The sequence below is a fragment of the Clostridium sp. JNZ J1-5 genome, assembly GCF_053901425.1.
In genome coordinates this window covers 2,615,863-2,633,455 of record NZ_CM132773.1, presented here as the reverse complement: position 1 = coordinate 2,633,455, position 17,593 = coordinate 2,615,863, and the positions used below count along the sequence as shown (strand labels likewise).

The 17,593-nt window shown below is 30.4% G+C and carries 15 protein-coding genes, 2 tRNA genes and 1 riboswitch; of the genes, 2 read left to right on the top strand and 15 right to left on the bottom strand.

Annotation, left to right across the window (positions count from 1 at the left end):
* Nucleotides 1-136: 136 nt before the first annotated feature.
* From ACWW38_RS12710 to ACWW38_RS12685, 6 genes are all read right to left on the bottom strand, one after another.
* Nucleotides 137-1,333, bottom strand: a complete 1,197-nt coding sequence (locus tag ACWW38_RS12710) for a right-handed parallel beta-helix repeat-containing protein (RefSeq protein WP_456257919.1) — start codon at nt 1,331-1,333, stop codon at nt 137-139.
* 169 nt (nt 1,334-1,502) lie between these two features.
* Entirely contained in the window at nt 1,503-2,297 is a 795-nt protein-coding gene (locus ACWW38_RS12705; protein WP_456257918.1) for an ABC transporter permease, read from the bottom strand.
* Nucleotides 2,290-3,198, bottom strand: a complete 909-nt coding sequence (locus ACWW38_RS12700; protein WP_456257917.1) for an ABC transporter ATP-binding protein — start codon at nt 3,196-3,198, stop codon at nt 2,290-2,292. Before ACWW38_RS12700 ends, ACWW38_RS12705 begins: the two co-directional genes overlap by 8 nt.
* A 155-nt stretch (nt 3,199-3,353) precedes the next feature.
* Nucleotides 3,354-4,046, bottom strand: a complete 693-nt coding sequence (locus ACWW38_RS12695; RefSeq protein WP_456257916.1) for a DUF421 domain-containing protein — start codon at nt 4,044-4,046, stop codon at nt 3,354-3,356.
* 18 nt (nt 4,047-4,064) lie between these two features.
* On the bottom strand, nt 4,065-4,436 hold the full coding sequence (locus ACWW38_RS12690) for a hypothetical protein (RefSeq protein ID WP_456257915.1): 372 nt from the start codon (nt 4,434-4,436) through the stop codon (nt 4,065-4,067).
* A 196-nt stretch (nt 4,437-4,632) separates the two neighbouring features.
* The gene (locus tag ACWW38_RS12685) at nt 4,633-4,836 is read right to left on the bottom strand and encodes a DUF1657 domain-containing protein (protein WP_456257914.1); all 204 of its coding nucleotides are present in this window, start codon (nt 4,834-4,836) and stop codon (nt 4,633-4,635) included.
* A 237-nt stretch (nt 4,837-5,073) separates the two neighbouring features.
* Between ACWW38_RS12685 and ACWW38_RS12680 the strand changes: the two genes are divergently transcribed.
* Nucleotides 5,074-5,364: a hypothetical protein gene (locus ACWW38_RS12680; RefSeq protein WP_456257913.1), complete on the top strand. Its 291-nt coding sequence runs from the start codon at nt 5,074-5,076 to the stop codon at nt 5,362-5,364.
* A 119-nt stretch (nt 5,365-5,483) separates the two neighbouring features.
* Here ACWW38_RS12680 and prfB read toward each other — a convergent pair.
* The 3 genes from prfB to hpf form a co-directional block, all read right to left on the bottom strand.
* A protein-coding gene (prfB, locus tag ACWW38_RS12675) for a peptide chain release factor 2 (protein ID WP_456257912.1) occupies nt 5,484-6,594 on the bottom strand; the annotation gives its coding sequence in 2 pieces (ribosomal slippage) (nt 5,484-6,515 and nt 6,517-6,594; 1,110 coding nt in all).
* A gap of 92 nt (nt 6,595-6,686) precedes the next feature.
* A complete protein-coding gene (gene secA, locus ACWW38_RS12670) occupies nt 6,687-9,197 on the bottom strand; it encodes a preprotein translocase subunit SecA (protein WP_456257911.1) in 2,511 nt (836 codons plus the stop codon).
* Between the two features lie 224 nt (nt 9,198-9,421).
* On the bottom strand, nt 9,422-9,955 hold the full coding sequence (gene hpf / locus ACWW38_RS12665) for a ribosome hibernation-promoting factor, HPF/YfiA family (RefSeq protein WP_456257910.1): 534 nt from the start codon (nt 9,953-9,955) through the stop codon (nt 9,422-9,424).
* Between the two features lie 235 nt (nt 9,956-10,190).
* On the opposite strand from hpf, the gene ACWW38_RS12660 reads away from it, so the two are divergent.
* Nucleotides 10,191-11,408, top strand: coding sequence for an IS701 family transposase (locus ACWW38_RS12660; RefSeq protein WP_456257760.1), 1,218 nt, complete (start codon nt 10,191-10,193; stop codon nt 11,406-11,408).
* Between the two features lie 237 nt (nt 11,409-11,645).
* Here the strand turns inward: ACWW38_RS12660 and ACWW38_RS12655 are convergent, their stop codons facing one another.
* The 6 genes from ACWW38_RS12655 to ACWW38_RS12630 form a co-directional block, all read right to left on the bottom strand.
* Nucleotides 11,646-12,353 (bottom strand): ComF family protein, encoded by a 708-nt coding sequence (locus ACWW38_RS12655; protein WP_456257909.1) that lies wholly within the window; start codon nt 12,351-12,353, stop codon nt 11,646-11,648.
* Nucleotides 12,326-13,348, bottom strand: coding sequence for a hypothetical protein (locus ACWW38_RS12650; RefSeq protein WP_456257908.1), 1,023 nt, complete (start codon nt 13,346-13,348; stop codon nt 12,326-12,328). Before ACWW38_RS12650 ends, ACWW38_RS12655 begins: the two co-directional genes overlap by 28 nt.
* A gap of 15 nt (nt 13,349-13,363) precedes the next feature.
* On the bottom strand, nt 13,364-15,598 hold the full coding sequence (gene recD2, locus ACWW38_RS12645) for an SF1B family DNA helicase RecD2 (protein WP_456257907.1): 2,235 nt from the start codon (nt 15,596-15,598) through the stop codon (nt 13,364-13,366).
* Between the two features lie 195 nt (nt 15,599-15,793).
* Complete coding sequence (metK, locus tag ACWW38_RS12640; protein WP_456257906.1) at nt 15,794-16,969, bottom strand: methionine adenosyltransferase; 1,176 nt, start codon at nt 16,967-16,969, stop codon at nt 15,794-15,796.
* A gap of 73 nt (nt 16,970-17,042) precedes the next feature.
* Nucleotides 17,043-17,144: riboswitch (SAM riboswitch) on the bottom strand.
* A 229-nt stretch (nt 17,145-17,373) separates the two neighbouring features.
* A tRNA-Tyr gene (locus ACWW38_RS12635) sits at nt 17,374-17,458 on the bottom strand.
* A 49-nt stretch (nt 17,459-17,507) separates the two neighbouring features.
* Nucleotides 17,508-17,583, bottom strand: a tRNA-Val gene (locus ACWW38_RS12630).
* Nucleotides 17,584-17,593 lie beyond the last annotated feature (10 nt).

The following is a 17,593-nucleotide window of genomic DNA, read 5'->3' as shown; positions in this document are numbered from 1 at the left end:
TATCCCTCCAATAATTCAAAGAGTGGTTACGCATACTTATTATAATTACATTATATGAATTTTATAAATTACTATGTTTAAATAAATAAGCCATCACCTTTAAATTTATCTGGTGATGGCTTGTTTATATTGATTCTTATTTGAATATTGTATTGTTCTTAATATCTACATTATTAAAAATAACTCTATCTTTATCTTCATCATTAACTAAATCTTTTACACAATTATTTTTTATACTGCCTCCGTTTACTATTACTTTAGAATAAAGATCAACTTGGAATAGCGCATAGCCCGTATCATAATCATCATTTATCATATTATTATATATATTACATCTATTAAATTCTACACTACCACTATCATATATCTGAATCAAATCATACTCTCTACAATCATAAAAATTTGAATCATTAAACTTTACATTCTTGGATTCATTTATATCCATAATACCATATGAACATTCTTTAATAATTGAATTATTGAAGAAGAAATTTTCAACATCATATAGCGTTACCCCCATAGTACCACAGCCAAACAATTCAGCATTATTTATATTTATATTTTTGCTGCTATCAAAGTAAAGTACACCTCCTGTGCAATAGCCTTCATCTGGATAGTGTCCTGCAATTATATTTTCAATGTTAATGTTATTGCAATTGCTAAAATTAAGTACAGTTGCATATCTTGGCTCAACAAGCAACTGTACTTTTGCCCCTTCTTCGCCTTTAATTGTTAGATTGTCTAAGTTTCTAATTATTAATTCCATTCCATCAAAAACTTCTCCGTATCTAATATATTTATTATTTAAAACTAGAGGAGCTAACAAATTGTAGTCACCAGCTTTTAAGATTAATGTCCTATTAGGCCCTATATTCTCAAGTAATTCTTTCGTGTTTTTGACTTCTATTATTGTATTTTGAACTATGCTAAATGGCATTTTAACATTATTATTTAGTAAACTTCCATCTTTAGCTTTTAAGTCCTTAATATATAAAGTGTATCTCTTTCCCTCAACATACTTTTGACTTGGTATAACCTGTATTTCTGTATTATCAAAATTCAATTTTATAGATGTAGAAACTAGATTTTCATTTTCATCCACGACATAAATATTTTTCCCTATGGCTGTGGTACTGTCTATTGATTTATTAAATTTGATTTTCCATTCCTTATCATTGGCAACATTTGTTTTCTCAGTGATTGACCCCCATTTTATAGTGTCTGTTATCATTTCCTGACTAGATAAAGCATGAACCTTTGTTAAATTAAGAAACGAAAGAATTAGTAAGGTTAAGCACAGAATAAATGTCTTTTTGAATTTATTTTTACTCAAAAAAATCCCTCCTTATATTATCTTTCTTCCTAATATTCTATATTAATACTTAATTTCCCTTTAAAAATATGTAAAAAGCATTAATATTATCAACTTTTTATTTATGGCTCTGTTTTAAAGATTGTTGAGTTCATTATACGAAATCAACAATCTCTTAAAACGTAGCCTATTATATGAGTTTTTCTGCAGTAAACTTTTTTGATATCATATTCACAAGAACATAGTCTAAAATAAATAGAATTGCTCCTGCCACCACTACCATCATATTATTAAGTAAAAATAGCCCTGTGGTCTGTCCTACAATTAAAAATAGTACTGGAAGCACTAACAAGCCACCTATTTGCTGGGCTTCTTGGAAGCTCTTAGATTTAGCTGATATAAGGACAGTAAAAGTTAATGAAAATAGTGTTATTGCTGGAGTTAGCCATAAAATTATAATGATCCACTTTATATCCGGAAAAATTATTCTATTAAATTGAAGAAATCCTCCAATATTGATTACAATTCCAAATAAAATATAAGACACTAAAGTTATTACATATGAGGGGATAAAGATACTAAGTATCTTCGCCTTTAATAGCTGTTCCATAGTTATTGGGGTATAAAGTAAAGTTTCCATGGTTTTATGCTCTTTTTCTCCTACAAAACTACTTGCCCCTAACATGCTAGAAAGCATTATGGGAATTATTAAAAACAGTGCTGGAAACATAAAATTTAAAGCTGATTTTAATATTAGTTGCCCTTGTGGTAATTCTTTATATTCCTTTGGTAAATTTTCTATAAGCCTATCCAATCCATTTATTGCTTCAATTCCCTTACCGCCAAAATGACTAGCTACAACTAAAACAGTTGGAATAATCACCATCATGATTATAGGGACAATTATCATAGGCACATAAATTTGCTTTGATCCAGTTATTTCTCTTATATCTTTATACATTAATGTTCTTTCAATTCTATTCATTATTATCACCCCTCATGTAACTAAAGTATAACTTTTCTAAATTCCATCTTTCATGATTTACTTCATATACCCTTCCGCCACTATTTAATATATTATATAAAAGCTCTGAGGCCTCTTCATCATTAGATATAGACTTCTTATAGATACCTTCTTCATAACTAACCAAGCCATATTTACTTCCATCAAACTTTCCTCTTATCCTAAGAGTTATTCCCGCCCCCTTGTCCTTTATAAGTTCATGAAAAGTACCTATTCCAAGCATCTTCCCCTTATTTATAAATCCATATAAACTACAAATTTCTTCTGCATACTTTAACTGGTGAGTACATAAAAAAATAGTTACCTCCTTCTCATCTGCTAATCTTTTTATAAGCCTTGTGACATTTAAAGCGGTTTCTGGATCTAGTCCAGATGTTGGTTCATCTAAAAACAGAATCTTTGGCTGATGAATTAATGCTATAGCTAGAGATATTCTCTTTTTCATACCTGTACTATATTCTTTTACTTTTTTATCTTTAGCATCATAAATTTCTAGTTTCTCTAATATGTCTCCGCTTCTTCTCTTTATATCTTCCTCATCTATTCCATGCATTCTTCCAAAAAATAATAAATTTTCTTCGCCAGTAAGATTTTCATATGAAGAAGCACTTTCTGTCATAACACCACTTATTCTATGAATATCTAATGGACTTTTTATTATATCTTTATCTAAAATTTCAGCACTACCGGAACTTGGAGTTAATATTCCATTTAAAATTCTCACTGTAGTAGTTTTACCTGAGCCATTTGGGCCTAAAAATCCAAATATTTCTCCTTTTGGTATAGAAAAGCTTATATTATCTAGAACTTTATTACTTCCATCATAAGATTTTGTAAGATTATTGATATTTATTGCATTCATGCTATCACTCCTTTTTCCTTAATATAACGCTGAACTTGAAAAAAAGTTCATATACATTTTAAATATTAATAATTTAGTCTATAAATATTTTTATATATTTTACTCACAAATATAAATTGGCTTATAGCTAAACTAGCTATAAGCCAAAATTATGTTTAATATAAACTTGGTGTCTTAATATTTTTATTTCTCTTATTTACATATAAATTCCCTTTAGAATCTATTTGAGCTAATAAAACTTCTTCTACACTACTCACTCCAAAAGGCTTTAGCTGTTGATATAGCCAATTTTTATCTTGCTTTAAAAATAATAAATTATCCTCCATAATTCTTCCATCTATAATTAGAGAATAACTTAAATTAATTGGTGAAGTAGTGATTGACAAATCTGATGGTTGAATTGGTCTTGATTGTGACTTAGGTATAACTGATATTCTTCCATTTGGCTCAACAATAACAAATTCTATATCAGCTAAATCTTGATATCCTTTTAACCTTAATTCAGACATTAGTAATGGAATGTTTATACGGCTTCTTTTTAGCTCATCTTTCAATATTTTTCCGTTAACAACTAAAACTAAAGGAGTTGCATCTATATTATAAAAAAATTTACTTAAAGATATAATTCCTATTAATACTGCAACAATAGTTACAGCTAACCCGCCTACGGTAGCCTTAGTAACAATTTTATAGACTAATGGTTCAGCAGTTATATTGCTTAAAATCATAGTAGCTGCTAAATCATAAGAAGTCATATCAGCAATTGATTTTTTACCTAAAAATCTTAAACATGTCCAAGTAACTAACATCATTACTCCAGCCTTTGACAATAGTACGATAATCTCCATATAGATTATATTCTCCTTTCAAGGTATAGGTAAAAATCTTTTAAAGTTTTCCCAAAGCTTTTCTGCAATCATTGTATTTGACAGTGCTTCTGAAGCGTTTTTATTTTCAGTACTTTTTATTATTCTACTTATAGCATCTTCCATTCTTGAAAAATCCTCTTCCCCATAATTTAAAGCAATAAATGGAACTAACTTTTCCCATGTTTCTTCTAATTTAATCGCCTTTAAGTTAGCTTCATTCCACTTTTTATTAGTAATACATTCCTCTATATTCAGTAATTCTCCCGGGAAATTATATCTAGTAAATACTTGTGACCTAATTGAAAAATAACTTATGAATATTATTACTATTAGTAAGAACAGTATCACATCTATTGTTTTACTCCTCATTGTACCCACACCTTTGTTAATTATATAAGTATACTTATTTTTATAGTTTGCACCTAATTGCAAAAATATGTAGAAGATATGAAATGAGTAAATCTCATTTAAATATATAAAAATACTTCTTTATTTATAAAAGAAATTTAAATTTCAATTCTAAATAAAGAAGTAGATTCTAAATTACTAAGCTATACTATTATTTCTATCCTCTATATTGAGGTTCCTCATCCTTTACGAAATCAAGTCTACCTTGTATTGCTTGTGCTACATTTTCAACATTTGTTGATAATTGACTAAACATTTGTTTAGCTTCTTGGCAATCTGTATCTAGTGAAAATGTTTTTAAATCTGATGCTAATCCTTTAGCCGAAGCTAAAGCTTGTTCTAACTTATTTCCTGTTGGCATTTTCATCTCTCCTTTTCAATCTTATTAATAGTAAACTCAACAATAATAGTTTGACCTGTTAGTTTTAATTTATGAGTTTAAGTAAATAAAAAAGAAATTATATATTTTCCACTATTACAAATTTTTCTTAATAATAATTTAGTAACTCATATCTATATATCCGCATAATATGTAATGAGACAAGCTTTCTTTAAGCATTGCTTCAATTCCCATTATATTGAGGAAGGAGTAAAATATATGAGTAATAGACACACAGAAGTTGTAATACTAGTGTGCAGACTAGGCTGTGGCTTTGGATGGAATAACGAATTTATAGTTGAAAGATGTAGCCATAGAAGAATACCTGGCGGCATACGCTGCAGCGAAGCTATAGAAAGACTTCTTAACGCTGGATTTAGGCTAATAAGTACTGAATCTATTGATTGTGGACAAGTTGTATATACCTTTGTAAGACACCACCATAGACCTAGACCAAGACGTGAAGCTCCAACAGTTACCGAACCTGAAGAAAATCACATTCAATGTTAATATGAAATTTAATAAAAATTTTAGACTGATATAAAAATTAATATTTATTTAAAGTAAAGAACTAAAATAAAAAGAGTCCCTCATATAATTAAATTTCAAATATGTGGGACTCTTTATCATTAAATATTTTTATTAGCTTTTAAAAATTCAGTTATAAATAAATCTATATCTCCATCCATAACTGCTTCTACATTCCCAATTTCCTTGTTTGTTCTATGATCCTTTACCATAGTATATGGTTGAAATACATAAGACCTTATTTGACTTCCCCAGCCAATATCTTTCAGATCTCCAGTAAGATCTTCTACCTTCTCTTTATGAGCTCGTTCTTTAAGTTCTACTAACTTTGACTTAAGCATACTCATAGCAGTATCTTTGTTTTGAAATTGACTTCTTTCACTTTGGCTCTGGACAACTACTCCTGTTGGTAAATGGGTAATTCTAACTGCTGAATCTGTTTTGTTAACGTGTTGCCCACCGGCTCCACTAGAACGATATGTGTCTACTCTTAAATCTTCCGGCCTTATTTCTATATCTTGACTTTCAGTTAACTCTGGAAGCACTTCCATAGATGCAAAAGATGTTTGCCTTTTTCCATTAGCATTAAAAGGAGAAATTCTTACTAAACGATGAATACCTTTTTCCGCTTTCAAGTATCCATATGCAAATTCTCCAGACACTTTTAAACTCACACTTTTAATTCCAGCTTCATCCCCAGGTATTAAATCTAGTGTTTCAATTTTATATCCTTTTGATTCTGCCCATCTTGAGTACATTCTTAAAAGCATCTGAGTCCAATCTTGAGCGTCAGTTCCGCCAGCTCCGGCATGTAGAGTTAATATTGCATTATTTTTATCGTATTCTCCTGAAAGTAAAATCTGTATTTTAAAATTATCTATTATTTTATCTATCTCATTTATTTCGCTTTCTATTTCCTCTACAGAAGATTCATCCTCTTCTTCTATGCTCATATCAATTAGAACTTCTAGATCTTCTAATTTTGACTTAGTATTATTATAGCTGTCTAATCTATCTTTTAATCCCTTGGCTTTTTGTGTTACTTCTTGGGCCCTATTAATATCTTCCCAGAAATTTGGTTCCTGCATAGTATTTTCAAGCTCTGATAATCTTTTTTCTAGTATTCCTATGTCAAAGTGAAACCCTCACTTCATCTAAATTTCTTTTTAATTCAGATACTCTATTTCTAGCTTCTTCTAACTGAATTATCATTTAATCACATCCCTCATTAATTTTTATTGAATATAATATAATTATAAGTAAAAAACCCAGCACAGCTGGATTTTTACTTTGGTTATCTTGACTTATTTTCCACAACAATTCTTGTATTTTTTCCCACTTCCACAAGGACAAAGATCATTTCTACCTATTTTATCGTCTTTTCTTCTAACAGGCTCTTTTTTTAGAGAATCATCTCCGCCCATATTTGTTGAAGTTTCTTTTACAACTCTCTCTCTTTCCATAGTAGCAGGACTTGCAACTTGAACATGGAATAAGTACTTAGCAGTGTCTACTTTTATACTCTGTATCATTTCTTCAAACATTTCGCTACCTTCAAATTGGTATGCTTGAACAGGATCCTGTTGTCTATATGCTCTAAGTCCCATACCTTGTTTTAGGTGATCCATATTGTCTATATGATCCATCCACTTAGTATCAACAACCTTTAATAAGATTACTCTTTCTATTTCTCTCATTTGGTCAGATCCTATAGCCTCTTCTTTTTGTGCATAGATTTCTTCAGCAATTTGAATTAGCTTTTCTTTTATTTCATCATCAGACATAACTTTTAGTTCGTCTACAGCAACAGTTCCCTTTGGAAGATATATTTCTTCTAAATAAGAGATAAGCTTATTAATATCTTCTTCTAATTCTTCATCTAACCCTGACATATGAGCACTAACTGCCTGTGCAATTACGTCTCTTATCATCTCTTGAACGTCATCTTTTAATGATTCTCCTTCAAGAACTTGTGATCTTTGTTTGTATATAACTTCTCTTTGTTGATTCATAACATCATCATATTTTAAAACAGTTTTTCTAACATCAAAGTTATTTCCTTCAACCTTCTTTTGAGCATTTTCTATAGCGCTACTAACTAATTTACTCTCTATTGCGTCTTCATCACTTAAACCAAGTTTTTCAACTATTCCTTGAAGTCTTTCTGATGCAAATATTCTCATTAGGTCATCATCCAAAGATACATAGAATCTTGAGAATCCTGGGTCTCCTTGACGTCCAGAACGTCCTCTTAATTGATTATCTATACGTCTTGACTCGTGTCTTTCTGTACCTATTACCTTAAGACCACCAAGGTTTGTAACTTCTTCTGCAAGTTTAATATCAGTACCACGGCCTGCCATATTTGTAGCAATAGTAACTGTACCCTTCTCACCAGCATGAGAAATAATTTCAGCTTCTTGTTCATGATATTTAGCATTAAGAACTCTATGAGGTACCCCTTTTCGCTTTAACATATCAGAAAGAAGTTCTGACTTTTCGATACTTACTGTACCAACAAGTACTGGCTGCCCTTTTCTATAAGTTTCTTCTATATCATTAACTATAGCTTTAAATTTAGCTTTTTCTGATTTATATACTACATCTGGTGAATCCATTCTTGCTACTGGCATGTGAGTTGGTACAACTATTACATCTAATCCATAAATCTCTCTAAATTCGCCTTCTTCTGTCTGGGCTGTTCCAGTCATACCAGAAAGTTTAGAGTACATTCTAAAATAGTTTTGGAATGTTATAGTTGCAAGAGTTTTCGATTCTTTTTGTATTTTTACTCCTTCTTTAGCTTCTATAGCTTGGTGAAGACCATCACTATATCTTCTACCTTCCATAAGTCTTCCTGTAAATTCATCTACTATTATAACTTCATCATCTTTTACCATATAATCTTTATCACGTTTCATCATGTAATTGGCTTTTAATGCTTGAACTACGTGGTGCTGAACTTGCATGTTTTCTGCATCAGCATAGTTTTCTATATGGAAGAACTTTTCTGCCTTATCTACTCCTAAATCTGTTAATATTACTGAGTTAGTTTTTTCATCCTTTGTATAGTCTTCCTCTTTTAATGACTTAGCAAAGAAATCTGCAACTTTATAAAAATCGGTAGACTTTTCCCCTTCTCCAGAAATTATTAATGGGGTTCTAGCTTCATCGATTAAGATAGAGTCGACTTCGTCAACTATACAATAATTTAGTTCTCTTTGAACTCTTTCCTCTTTATATATAACCATGTTATCTCTTAAGTAATCAAATCCAAATTCATTGTTTGTTCCGTAAGTTATATCGCTATTATATGATTCTCTTCTTTCATCATTATTTAATTCATGTACTATAACTCCTGTAGTAAGTCCTAAGAAACCATATAATTCACCCATTTGATCTCTATCTCTTTTAGCAAGATAGTCATTTACTGTAACTACATGAACACCTTTTCCTGATAATGCATTCAAATAAGCAGGTAGTGTTGCAACTAGTGTCTTACCTTCACCAGTTTTCATTTCCGCAATTCTTCCTTGATGCAAAACTATTCCACCCATAAGCTGCTCTCTAAAATGTTTCATTCCTAAAACTCTTCCTGAAGCCTCTCTTACTACTGCAAAAGCTTCTGGGAGTATATCCTCTAATGTCTTACCTTCTTCTAACATTTTTTTAAATTCAGTAGTTTTATTTCTTAATTCTTCATCAGTTAAGTTTTTTAATTTATCATCATAAGATTCAATTTTATCAACTATAGGAATAATTTTTTTTAGTTCTCTTTCACTATATGTACCAAATAACTTCTCAAATAATCCCATTTACTTCATCCTCACTAACCATTTTTATATTTTATAAAAAATCCTTAATTTAACTACACTTATTGATTATAACATCTAATTATACTGGGTTCAACAGCATAGATTTTAAATAATTATTACATTTGTATAAAATTACTATCTTATTATTTAAATTAAATTTGCTACTTTATTTATTTTAAAAACAAGTAAAAAGGAGGTGTTTTACCTCCTTTAATTACTTTTATCTAATATTCTGGTTCTATTAATCCATATTGACCATCTTTCCTTTTATATACAACATTTACTTCGTTAGTATCAGCATTAGTATATACAAAGAAGTTATGTCCTAGAAGTTCCATTTGAAGTATAGCCTCTTCGTCATTCATTGGTTTTACTGGGAATCGCTTTGTTTTTGCTATTTTAAATTCATCATTTACATCTGCAGATGAATTATAATCAGGTATAAACTGGAACTTTAATGCATCACCGTATTTTCTTCTTTCTAATTTAGTCTTTTGTTTTCTTATCTGTCTTTCTAATTTTTCTAGTACTATATCTATAGCAGAATACATATCATCATTACCTTCTTCTGCTCTCAATATAACTCCATTGAAAGGAATTGTAACCTCAACTATTTGCCTATTCTTTTGAACACTTAAAGTTGCATTTGCTTCTACACTAGGACTAAAATACTTTTCTAGTTTAGATAATTTTCGTTCAACTGCCTCTTTCAATCCTTTTGTCACAGTTATGTTTTTTCCATTTACTGTTATGTTCATAAAGCCAGCCCCTTTCTTATATATCTTCTAATATATTAGGAGATATGGTTGGTTAGTATTTGTATTATTATTTGTGCTATTTATTATATTTTATTACTAATTTAAATTAATAACTTTAGTTCTGCAAAATAAAAATTCAATTTGGTAATGTTGCCAAAAAATAAATATGGCACACTGACGGTTTCCGTGATATATAAAAGTTACCACACAATCATAATCACGGGGGGTTATCAGTATGCCAAGCAATAATATTGTATCCATTAATAATGAACTTTACAACTACTTAAATGATGTAAATTATGGAATGAATAAACCACAATTTCATCATCTAACCACAATTATAAATGGATTAATAAATTTACCTGGCAATAAATCTTTATTAAATATTTCAGAACACATATTAAGTGCTAAAAGTAGCAGCTGTATATATAGGTTTTTAAGCCGTTCCAAATGGGACGATAGTCTCATTGATAGAAATCGCATTAGCTATTTAAAGCTGCACTTTGAAAAACTTATAGAACCAAAATCCGTAGGATTCTTAGTAATAGATGATACGGTAAATCCTAAAATACAAGCAAAGAAGATGGAATGCTTAAGCTATAATCACTCCCATACAGAGGGTAAAAATCTTTGGTCTCACTGTGTGGTTACTTCTAATTTTGTTGTAGGAGATATATCTATCCCCTTAAACTATAAAACCTATTTAAGTGAAGAAAATTGCTTAAAACATAACAAACCATTCATGGGAAAGTCTGATATTGCAGTTGACTTCATAAGCTCATTTGAAAAGCCATCTAATTGCGATAAAGTATATTGTCTTGTTGATAGTTGGTACACTAGCCAGAAGCTTGTAGATAGCAGTTTAATGCAAGGTTTTTACCTAATCGGTGCGTTGAAGTCCAATAGGAAAATATCTCCTTTAGGAATTTCAATGCAACTGAAAGAATTCGCCAAATATATTGATCCTTCTACCTTAGATGTAGTTACCGTCAAGGGTAAGAAATATCGAGTATATAAATACGAAGGCAAAGTTTCAAAAATTGAAAATGCGCTAGTTTTAATCTGCTATGAAGCTGATGGCGAAGGCTTTAAAGCCCCTGTATATTTAATGTCGACAGACATAGAGCTTGATGCTCAAACTATAATAAAATACTATCTAAATAGATGGAGTATTGAAACTAATTATAAATACCTTAAAAGCCATTTAGCCTTTGATAAATATAAGGTCCAAAGTATACTCTCTATCGAGAGATATTTCTTGCTTGTATTTTTAGCGATGAATTTCTTAGAAATATATAGAATATGTCATCTTACTTCAATGTACACCGTAGGTGATACCATCAGGCTTATTCAAAGCCTATCGGCTAAGGAACTTGTGTGCTTTGTTTATGAGCAAGCTAAGAATGATATACCTATAGAAATAGTGTTTAACAAGTTAAAATTGGTTTCTTAAAAAAGGCATAAAATTCTATAGGATAACTATACTCACGTATAATGGAAACTAATTCACAAAGGTGATTTTATATCTACAATTGGTAAAATAGCTTTTTAAATTAAAGAAGTTAAGTTAATAACAAATTATTCAGGCTGAATTTACAGAATATTAACGCATTTTATTCTCATATACAATTATTTTCCTCTTTATATTTCTCTATTAATATATAACCTCTAGAGAGATAATTTGAAGCTTTTATGATATAATAGAATTTAGGGGCATTATTATGTTGCTTCTTGCAGCGGTGGCTATGTACACCTCTTTTGCACCATGCTCTACCATGTCTTTTGCACAGTAAAAAGCTGTAGCGCCTGTTGTTACTACATCATCTATCAAAAGTATAGTCTTACCATGGATTTCTTTACTGTTAATACTTTTATAAGAATTTTCTAAATTATTCCATCTTTCCTCAGCATTTAACCCTATTTGATCTTTTGTATCCCTTATTTTCTTTAAGAGTGGTATAACCTTAGTATTTGTATCATTTCCAATTAGTTTAGCTATATACTTGCTTTGATTATATCCTCTTTTTCTAAGGCTCTTCTTTGTTAAAGGCACATAAGTAATTATGTCAAATTTTAAATTATGTCTTTTAATAGTAGACAACATATACTCTACTAAAGCTTCACCAGCTTTAAAATCGCTTTTATATTTCAATCTAGCTATTAACTCTTTTACCAGACCTGAATAATAAGCTGCGCTATAACACTTAAATTTATACTCCTTAACTGAAATGTCAAAAGCATCGTTGCATGGTTTAATTTTTAGGGTGCAATTTCTGCATAATAACTTTCCATTTCCAGTATACTCTTTACATGATATACACTCTTCTCCTGAACTATATATAACATCTAATATGCAATCTACTAAATATTTTATATCCTTAATAAATCCATTTCCCATGCTTCTTTATTGAAGTATCTTGTTATACTTCTAGATATGTCAATATCCTCAGTTTCATTATTTCCAAGAAATACAACTTCACCTCTAAGGTTTTTCTCACTTCTTCCTACCTTTCCACAAAGATAAACTAACTTTTTATAATCAAAATATTTATCATCAGCAAAAAATACCATAACATTAACATTATTTAAATCAAACTTTATATCATTAAAATGATTGGTAATAATTATTCCATTCTTTGCACTAATAAACTTATATAAAGTATTTTTATCGTTATTATTCTTTACATAATATAATGTACTTTTTACAAACTTGCTGCAGTACTTAGATAAATAATTATATACATTATTCACCCTATCTTCATCTGGAACATATACAATAACCCTACCACTACAGCTTATTGACCATTCTAAATACTCATAAATTACATACGGTATATCTTTATTTATATCTATTCTGGTAGAAATAAATTTCGGCTCTACTATAGGGCAATGATTTGCCCTTACAGGAAAGATTACTTCTCTGCTTCCATTAAAAATTTTTTCTATTGAATAGACTAATACTTTACCATTATCTTTACATTTCCTTATTGAAACTTCTGCAATATTCTCCTTCTTGTAAAATGAAAAACTTTTTATATCATCATAAATAACTAAATCAAATTCAGCTTTGATTTTATCTAGATTATTATGTTTGGATATAACTAAAAGTGCTCTATTATAATCACTATTTTCTTTAAAATATACATATTGCCTGAAACTACTTAACTTTTTTATATCCTTTATAAGTTGAACATCGCTAGTTTCCTCATTGGTTATATATAAAACCTTCTTATTATTTTTTGTGAAACCTAATATTAATTCTAAAAAAAGTTCAGCTAAATTATATGGTGGTGAAATTAAATTCATAAATTTTTCTTTTCCCAGGCTCCAATCAATTATTTCTTTAATTACTTTTTCTTTTGTACCACTATAGCCTGTATTAGCTAGATACATTTCACTCTCATCCCCTTAGGATAAACTTTTATCATTAACAACATCACCTTCTAGTATATTCAATATCCTCCATTTTAGTGCCGAATACCTTTCATAACTTCTATTATTATTAATCATAAAACTAACAGCTTTTTGAAGCCCCACTAAGACTACCATTTTTTTAGCTCTAGTAATTCCTGTATAAAAAAGATTTTTATTCATTAAAAGTGGCGGGCCCATAAACATTGGCATAATAACTACTGGGAATTCACTTCCTTGACTCTTGTGAACCGTCATAGCATATGCAAGCTCTAGTTCATCCAAATACATATTGTCATAAGTAATTTTTCTTTCTTCATCAAAAACTACATTTACTTTATCTTCATCTATTTCCCATACGTAGCCTATGTCTCCATTAAATACTCCGAGACCCTCTTCTTCCCCTTCCCCGCTTATTCTGGTCCATTTTAAGTTATAATTGTTTTTAGTCTGCATAACCTTATCTCCAACCCTAAATATATTGTCTTTAAATTCAATTTCACTTTTTATTTTGTCTTTAGGGTTTAATATTTGTTGAAGTCTCTTATTTAAACTCTCTACTCCTAGTATCCCTTTTCTCATTGGAGTTAATATCTGAATATCCTTTATTTTATTCCAATCTCTATTAAACTTTGGCAGTCTTTCATAAATAAGCTCTACCAATGTATCTAAAATTTTTTCTGGATCTTCTCCCTTTAAAAAATAAAAATCTTTATTTTTTTTATTTAGAATAGGCATTTCTCCATTATTAATTTTATGAGCATTTACTACAATCATACTTTCTTCAGCTTGCCTAAATATATCTTTTAATCTTACAACCTTTACGCACTTGCTCTCTATTAAATCTCTTAATACATTTCCTGGTCCTACAGAAGGTAATTGGTCTGCATCACCAACTATTATAAGTCTTGTTCCCATAGGAATTGCCTTAAGTAAGTTATTCATAAGCAATATATCTATCATGGATGCTTCATCAATTATCAATACATCGCATTGTAATGGAGATTCTTCCCCTCTTGAAAATTCCATATCATCTTCATCGCTAAATCCAAGCTCTAAAAGTCTATGTATGGTCTTAGCTTCTCTTCCAGTAGCTTCACTCATTCTCTTAGCTGCTCTTCCAGTTGGTGCTGCCATAAATACAGTCATAGCTGAGTTTTCAAATATTTCTGTTATACATTTTATTATTGTAGTCTTCCCTGTACCAGGTCCCCCTGTTATTATTTCTAACCCATTTTGAAATGCACCTTCTATGGCCTCAATTTGAGTTGGAGCAAAAGTAATATTATTATTTTTTTCAAAACTTTTTATTTCTTCATCTATATCAATTTTAATATTATCATAGCTACTGGTGGAAAGCGTAAGTATCTTGCTTGTAACAGATAGTTCACAATAATAATAAGGCATGGTAAATACACATTCCTCATTGTTGATTATCTCTACCTTAAGTTTTCCATTTAGAACGGATTCCTGTATATTTTGAATTATATCTTCATTTGGAATTCCTAGTATACTTTGGGCTTCTTTAGTCAACTTAGTTAAAGGCATGTATGTATTTCCCATACTACAAAATTGATTTACTATATATCTTATACCACACTGTATTCTAAATGGAGAATTACTCTCTATCCCTAGGCTTCTTGCTATTTTATCAGCTGTTTTGAATCCAATACCTGAGATTTCATCGGTTAAAGCATATGGATTCTCTTTCACTGCATTTATTGAATTTGCTCCGTATCTTTTATGGATTTTAATACATTGCTTAACAGTAACTCCATAAGTCTGAAGGAACACCATTATATTCCTTATCTCTCTTTGTTTTGCATAAGATTTAGATATAGTCTCTATCTTTTTTATTCCTATACCATCTATTTCTTTTAATCTTTCTATATTTTCATCTAATATCTCTAAGGTTTCTTCCCCAAAGTGCTCTACAATTTTTTTTGCAGTAACTGGTCCTATTCCTGATATTATACCTGAAGATAGATATTTTTCTATTCCCTCTAGTGAAGTTGGAACTATCTCTTCACATGAACTCACTTTAAATTGTTCACCAAATTGAGGATGATTAAACCATTCACCCTGAATTTTTAAATTTTGCCCTTCTGATATATAAGGTATGAATCCAGTTATAGTGATTTTCTTTTTCTTATCCTTTATATGTGCTACTACATATCCATTATTTTCGTTTTTAAAAACTATTCCCTCTACTGTTCCTTGTACTTCAGCCATAAAATCGCTCCTAAAATATAATTAACTTAAGTTAATTATAAGGTATATGCCTAACACTTCTCAACTATTATGTATTATTTAATATTTTTACCATGATTTTATTTAATAAACCTAAAGCTACTTATCTGCTCCATATAAAAAAAGCTAATATCACTATGATATTAGCTTTTTATACTAAAATGTTTAATTCAATTATTATATATATTTTTTGATAGCTTCTACTTTATCTAGCTGTTCCCATGGAAGTTCTACATCAGTTCTTCCAAAGTGCCCATAAGCTGCTGTTTGTCTATATAATGGTCTTCTTAATTCTAAATCTCTAATTATTGCACCAGGTCTTAAGTCAAATACTTTGTTAACTATTTCTACTATTTTATCGTCTTCAACTTTTCCTGTTCCAAAAGTATTTACTAAAAGTGATACTGGGCGAGCAACACCTATCGCATAAGCTAAACCTATTTCAAGTTTATCTGCAACTCCAGCTGCTACCAAGTTTTTAGCAACCCATCTTGCTGCGTAAGCTGCTGATCTGTCAACTTTTGTTGGATCTTTTCCTGAAAAAGCTCCGCCACCATGTCTTCCGTATCCACCATAAGTATCAACTATAATCTTTCTTCCTGTTAATCCTGTATCTCCATGTGGTCCACCGATAACAAATCTTCCTGTTGGATTTATGTAGTACTTTGTTTTGTCATCTAACCATTCATTAGGAATTATAAATCTTATTACATGTTCCATAAGATTTTTACGTATTTGCTCTTGTGTAACTTCTGGATCATGTTGAGTTGAAACAACTATAGCATCTATTCTTACAGGTTTATCATCCTCATATTCAACTGTAACTTGAGTTTTACCATCCGGTCTTAAGTATGGTAATATACCGTTCTTTCTAACCTCTGTTAATCTTCTTGAAAGCTTATGTGCCATACTTATAGGAAGAGGCATATATTCTGGTGTTTCATTAGAAGCAAATCCAAACATAAGTCCTTGATCTCCAGCTCCTATTGCCTCAACTTCGTCTTTTTCACCTTCTCTTGACTCTAGGGCTTCATCTACACCCATAGCTATATCTACTGATTGTTCATCAATTGCTGTCAATACAGCACATGTTTCAGCGTCAAATCCATATTTAGCTCTTGTATATCCTATATCTGTAACGACTTCTCTTACAAGCTTTGAAATATCAACATAACAGTTCGTGGATATTTCTCCCATAACCATAACCATTCCAGTTGTAACCGCCGTTTCACAAGCTACCCTTCCATTAGGATCTTTTTCTAAAATAGCATCCAAAATAGCATCTGAAATTTGGTCACACATTTTATCTGGATGTCCTTCTGTTACTGATTCTGAAGTAAACAATCTTCTCATTCTAAAATCTCCTTTCTAAAAAAAAATAAAACCCCTTCTTAATTGAAGAGGTTGATTGCGTGATTATCATGATTTCTTATCTTGCAGATTAAATCTGCAGGAATTAGCACCTTAGTACAACAGTACCGGTTGCTGGGTTTCACAGGGCCAGTCCCTCCACCTCTCTTGATAAGATTTTTTCTTATCTATTATTTAATTTTACTTAAGCAAAATAATATTATCACAGTATAATATCCATGTCAATAACATGAAGCTTAACTTATCATTAATTTTACAAATATTTATTTTATACAAATATTTAATTTGATTTATATAAATTTAAAAATAGGAGGTTTTAACTGAATTTAAAATCAACATTCATATAAAACAAAAATAAAAAAAGACATCAACATTGATGTCTTCTATGGTGGAGGAGGATGGATTCGAACCATCGAAACGAAACGTAACAGATTTACAGTCTGCCCCCTTTGGCCACTCGGGAACTCCTCCATATTAACTTTTAAAAAACTTAACAGCTACCAACTTCTCTAAAAATAAATGGTGGGCACAACAGGGCTCGAACCTGTGACCCCCTGCTTGTAAGGCAGATGCTCTCCCAGCTGAGCTATGCGCCCATTTATTTAT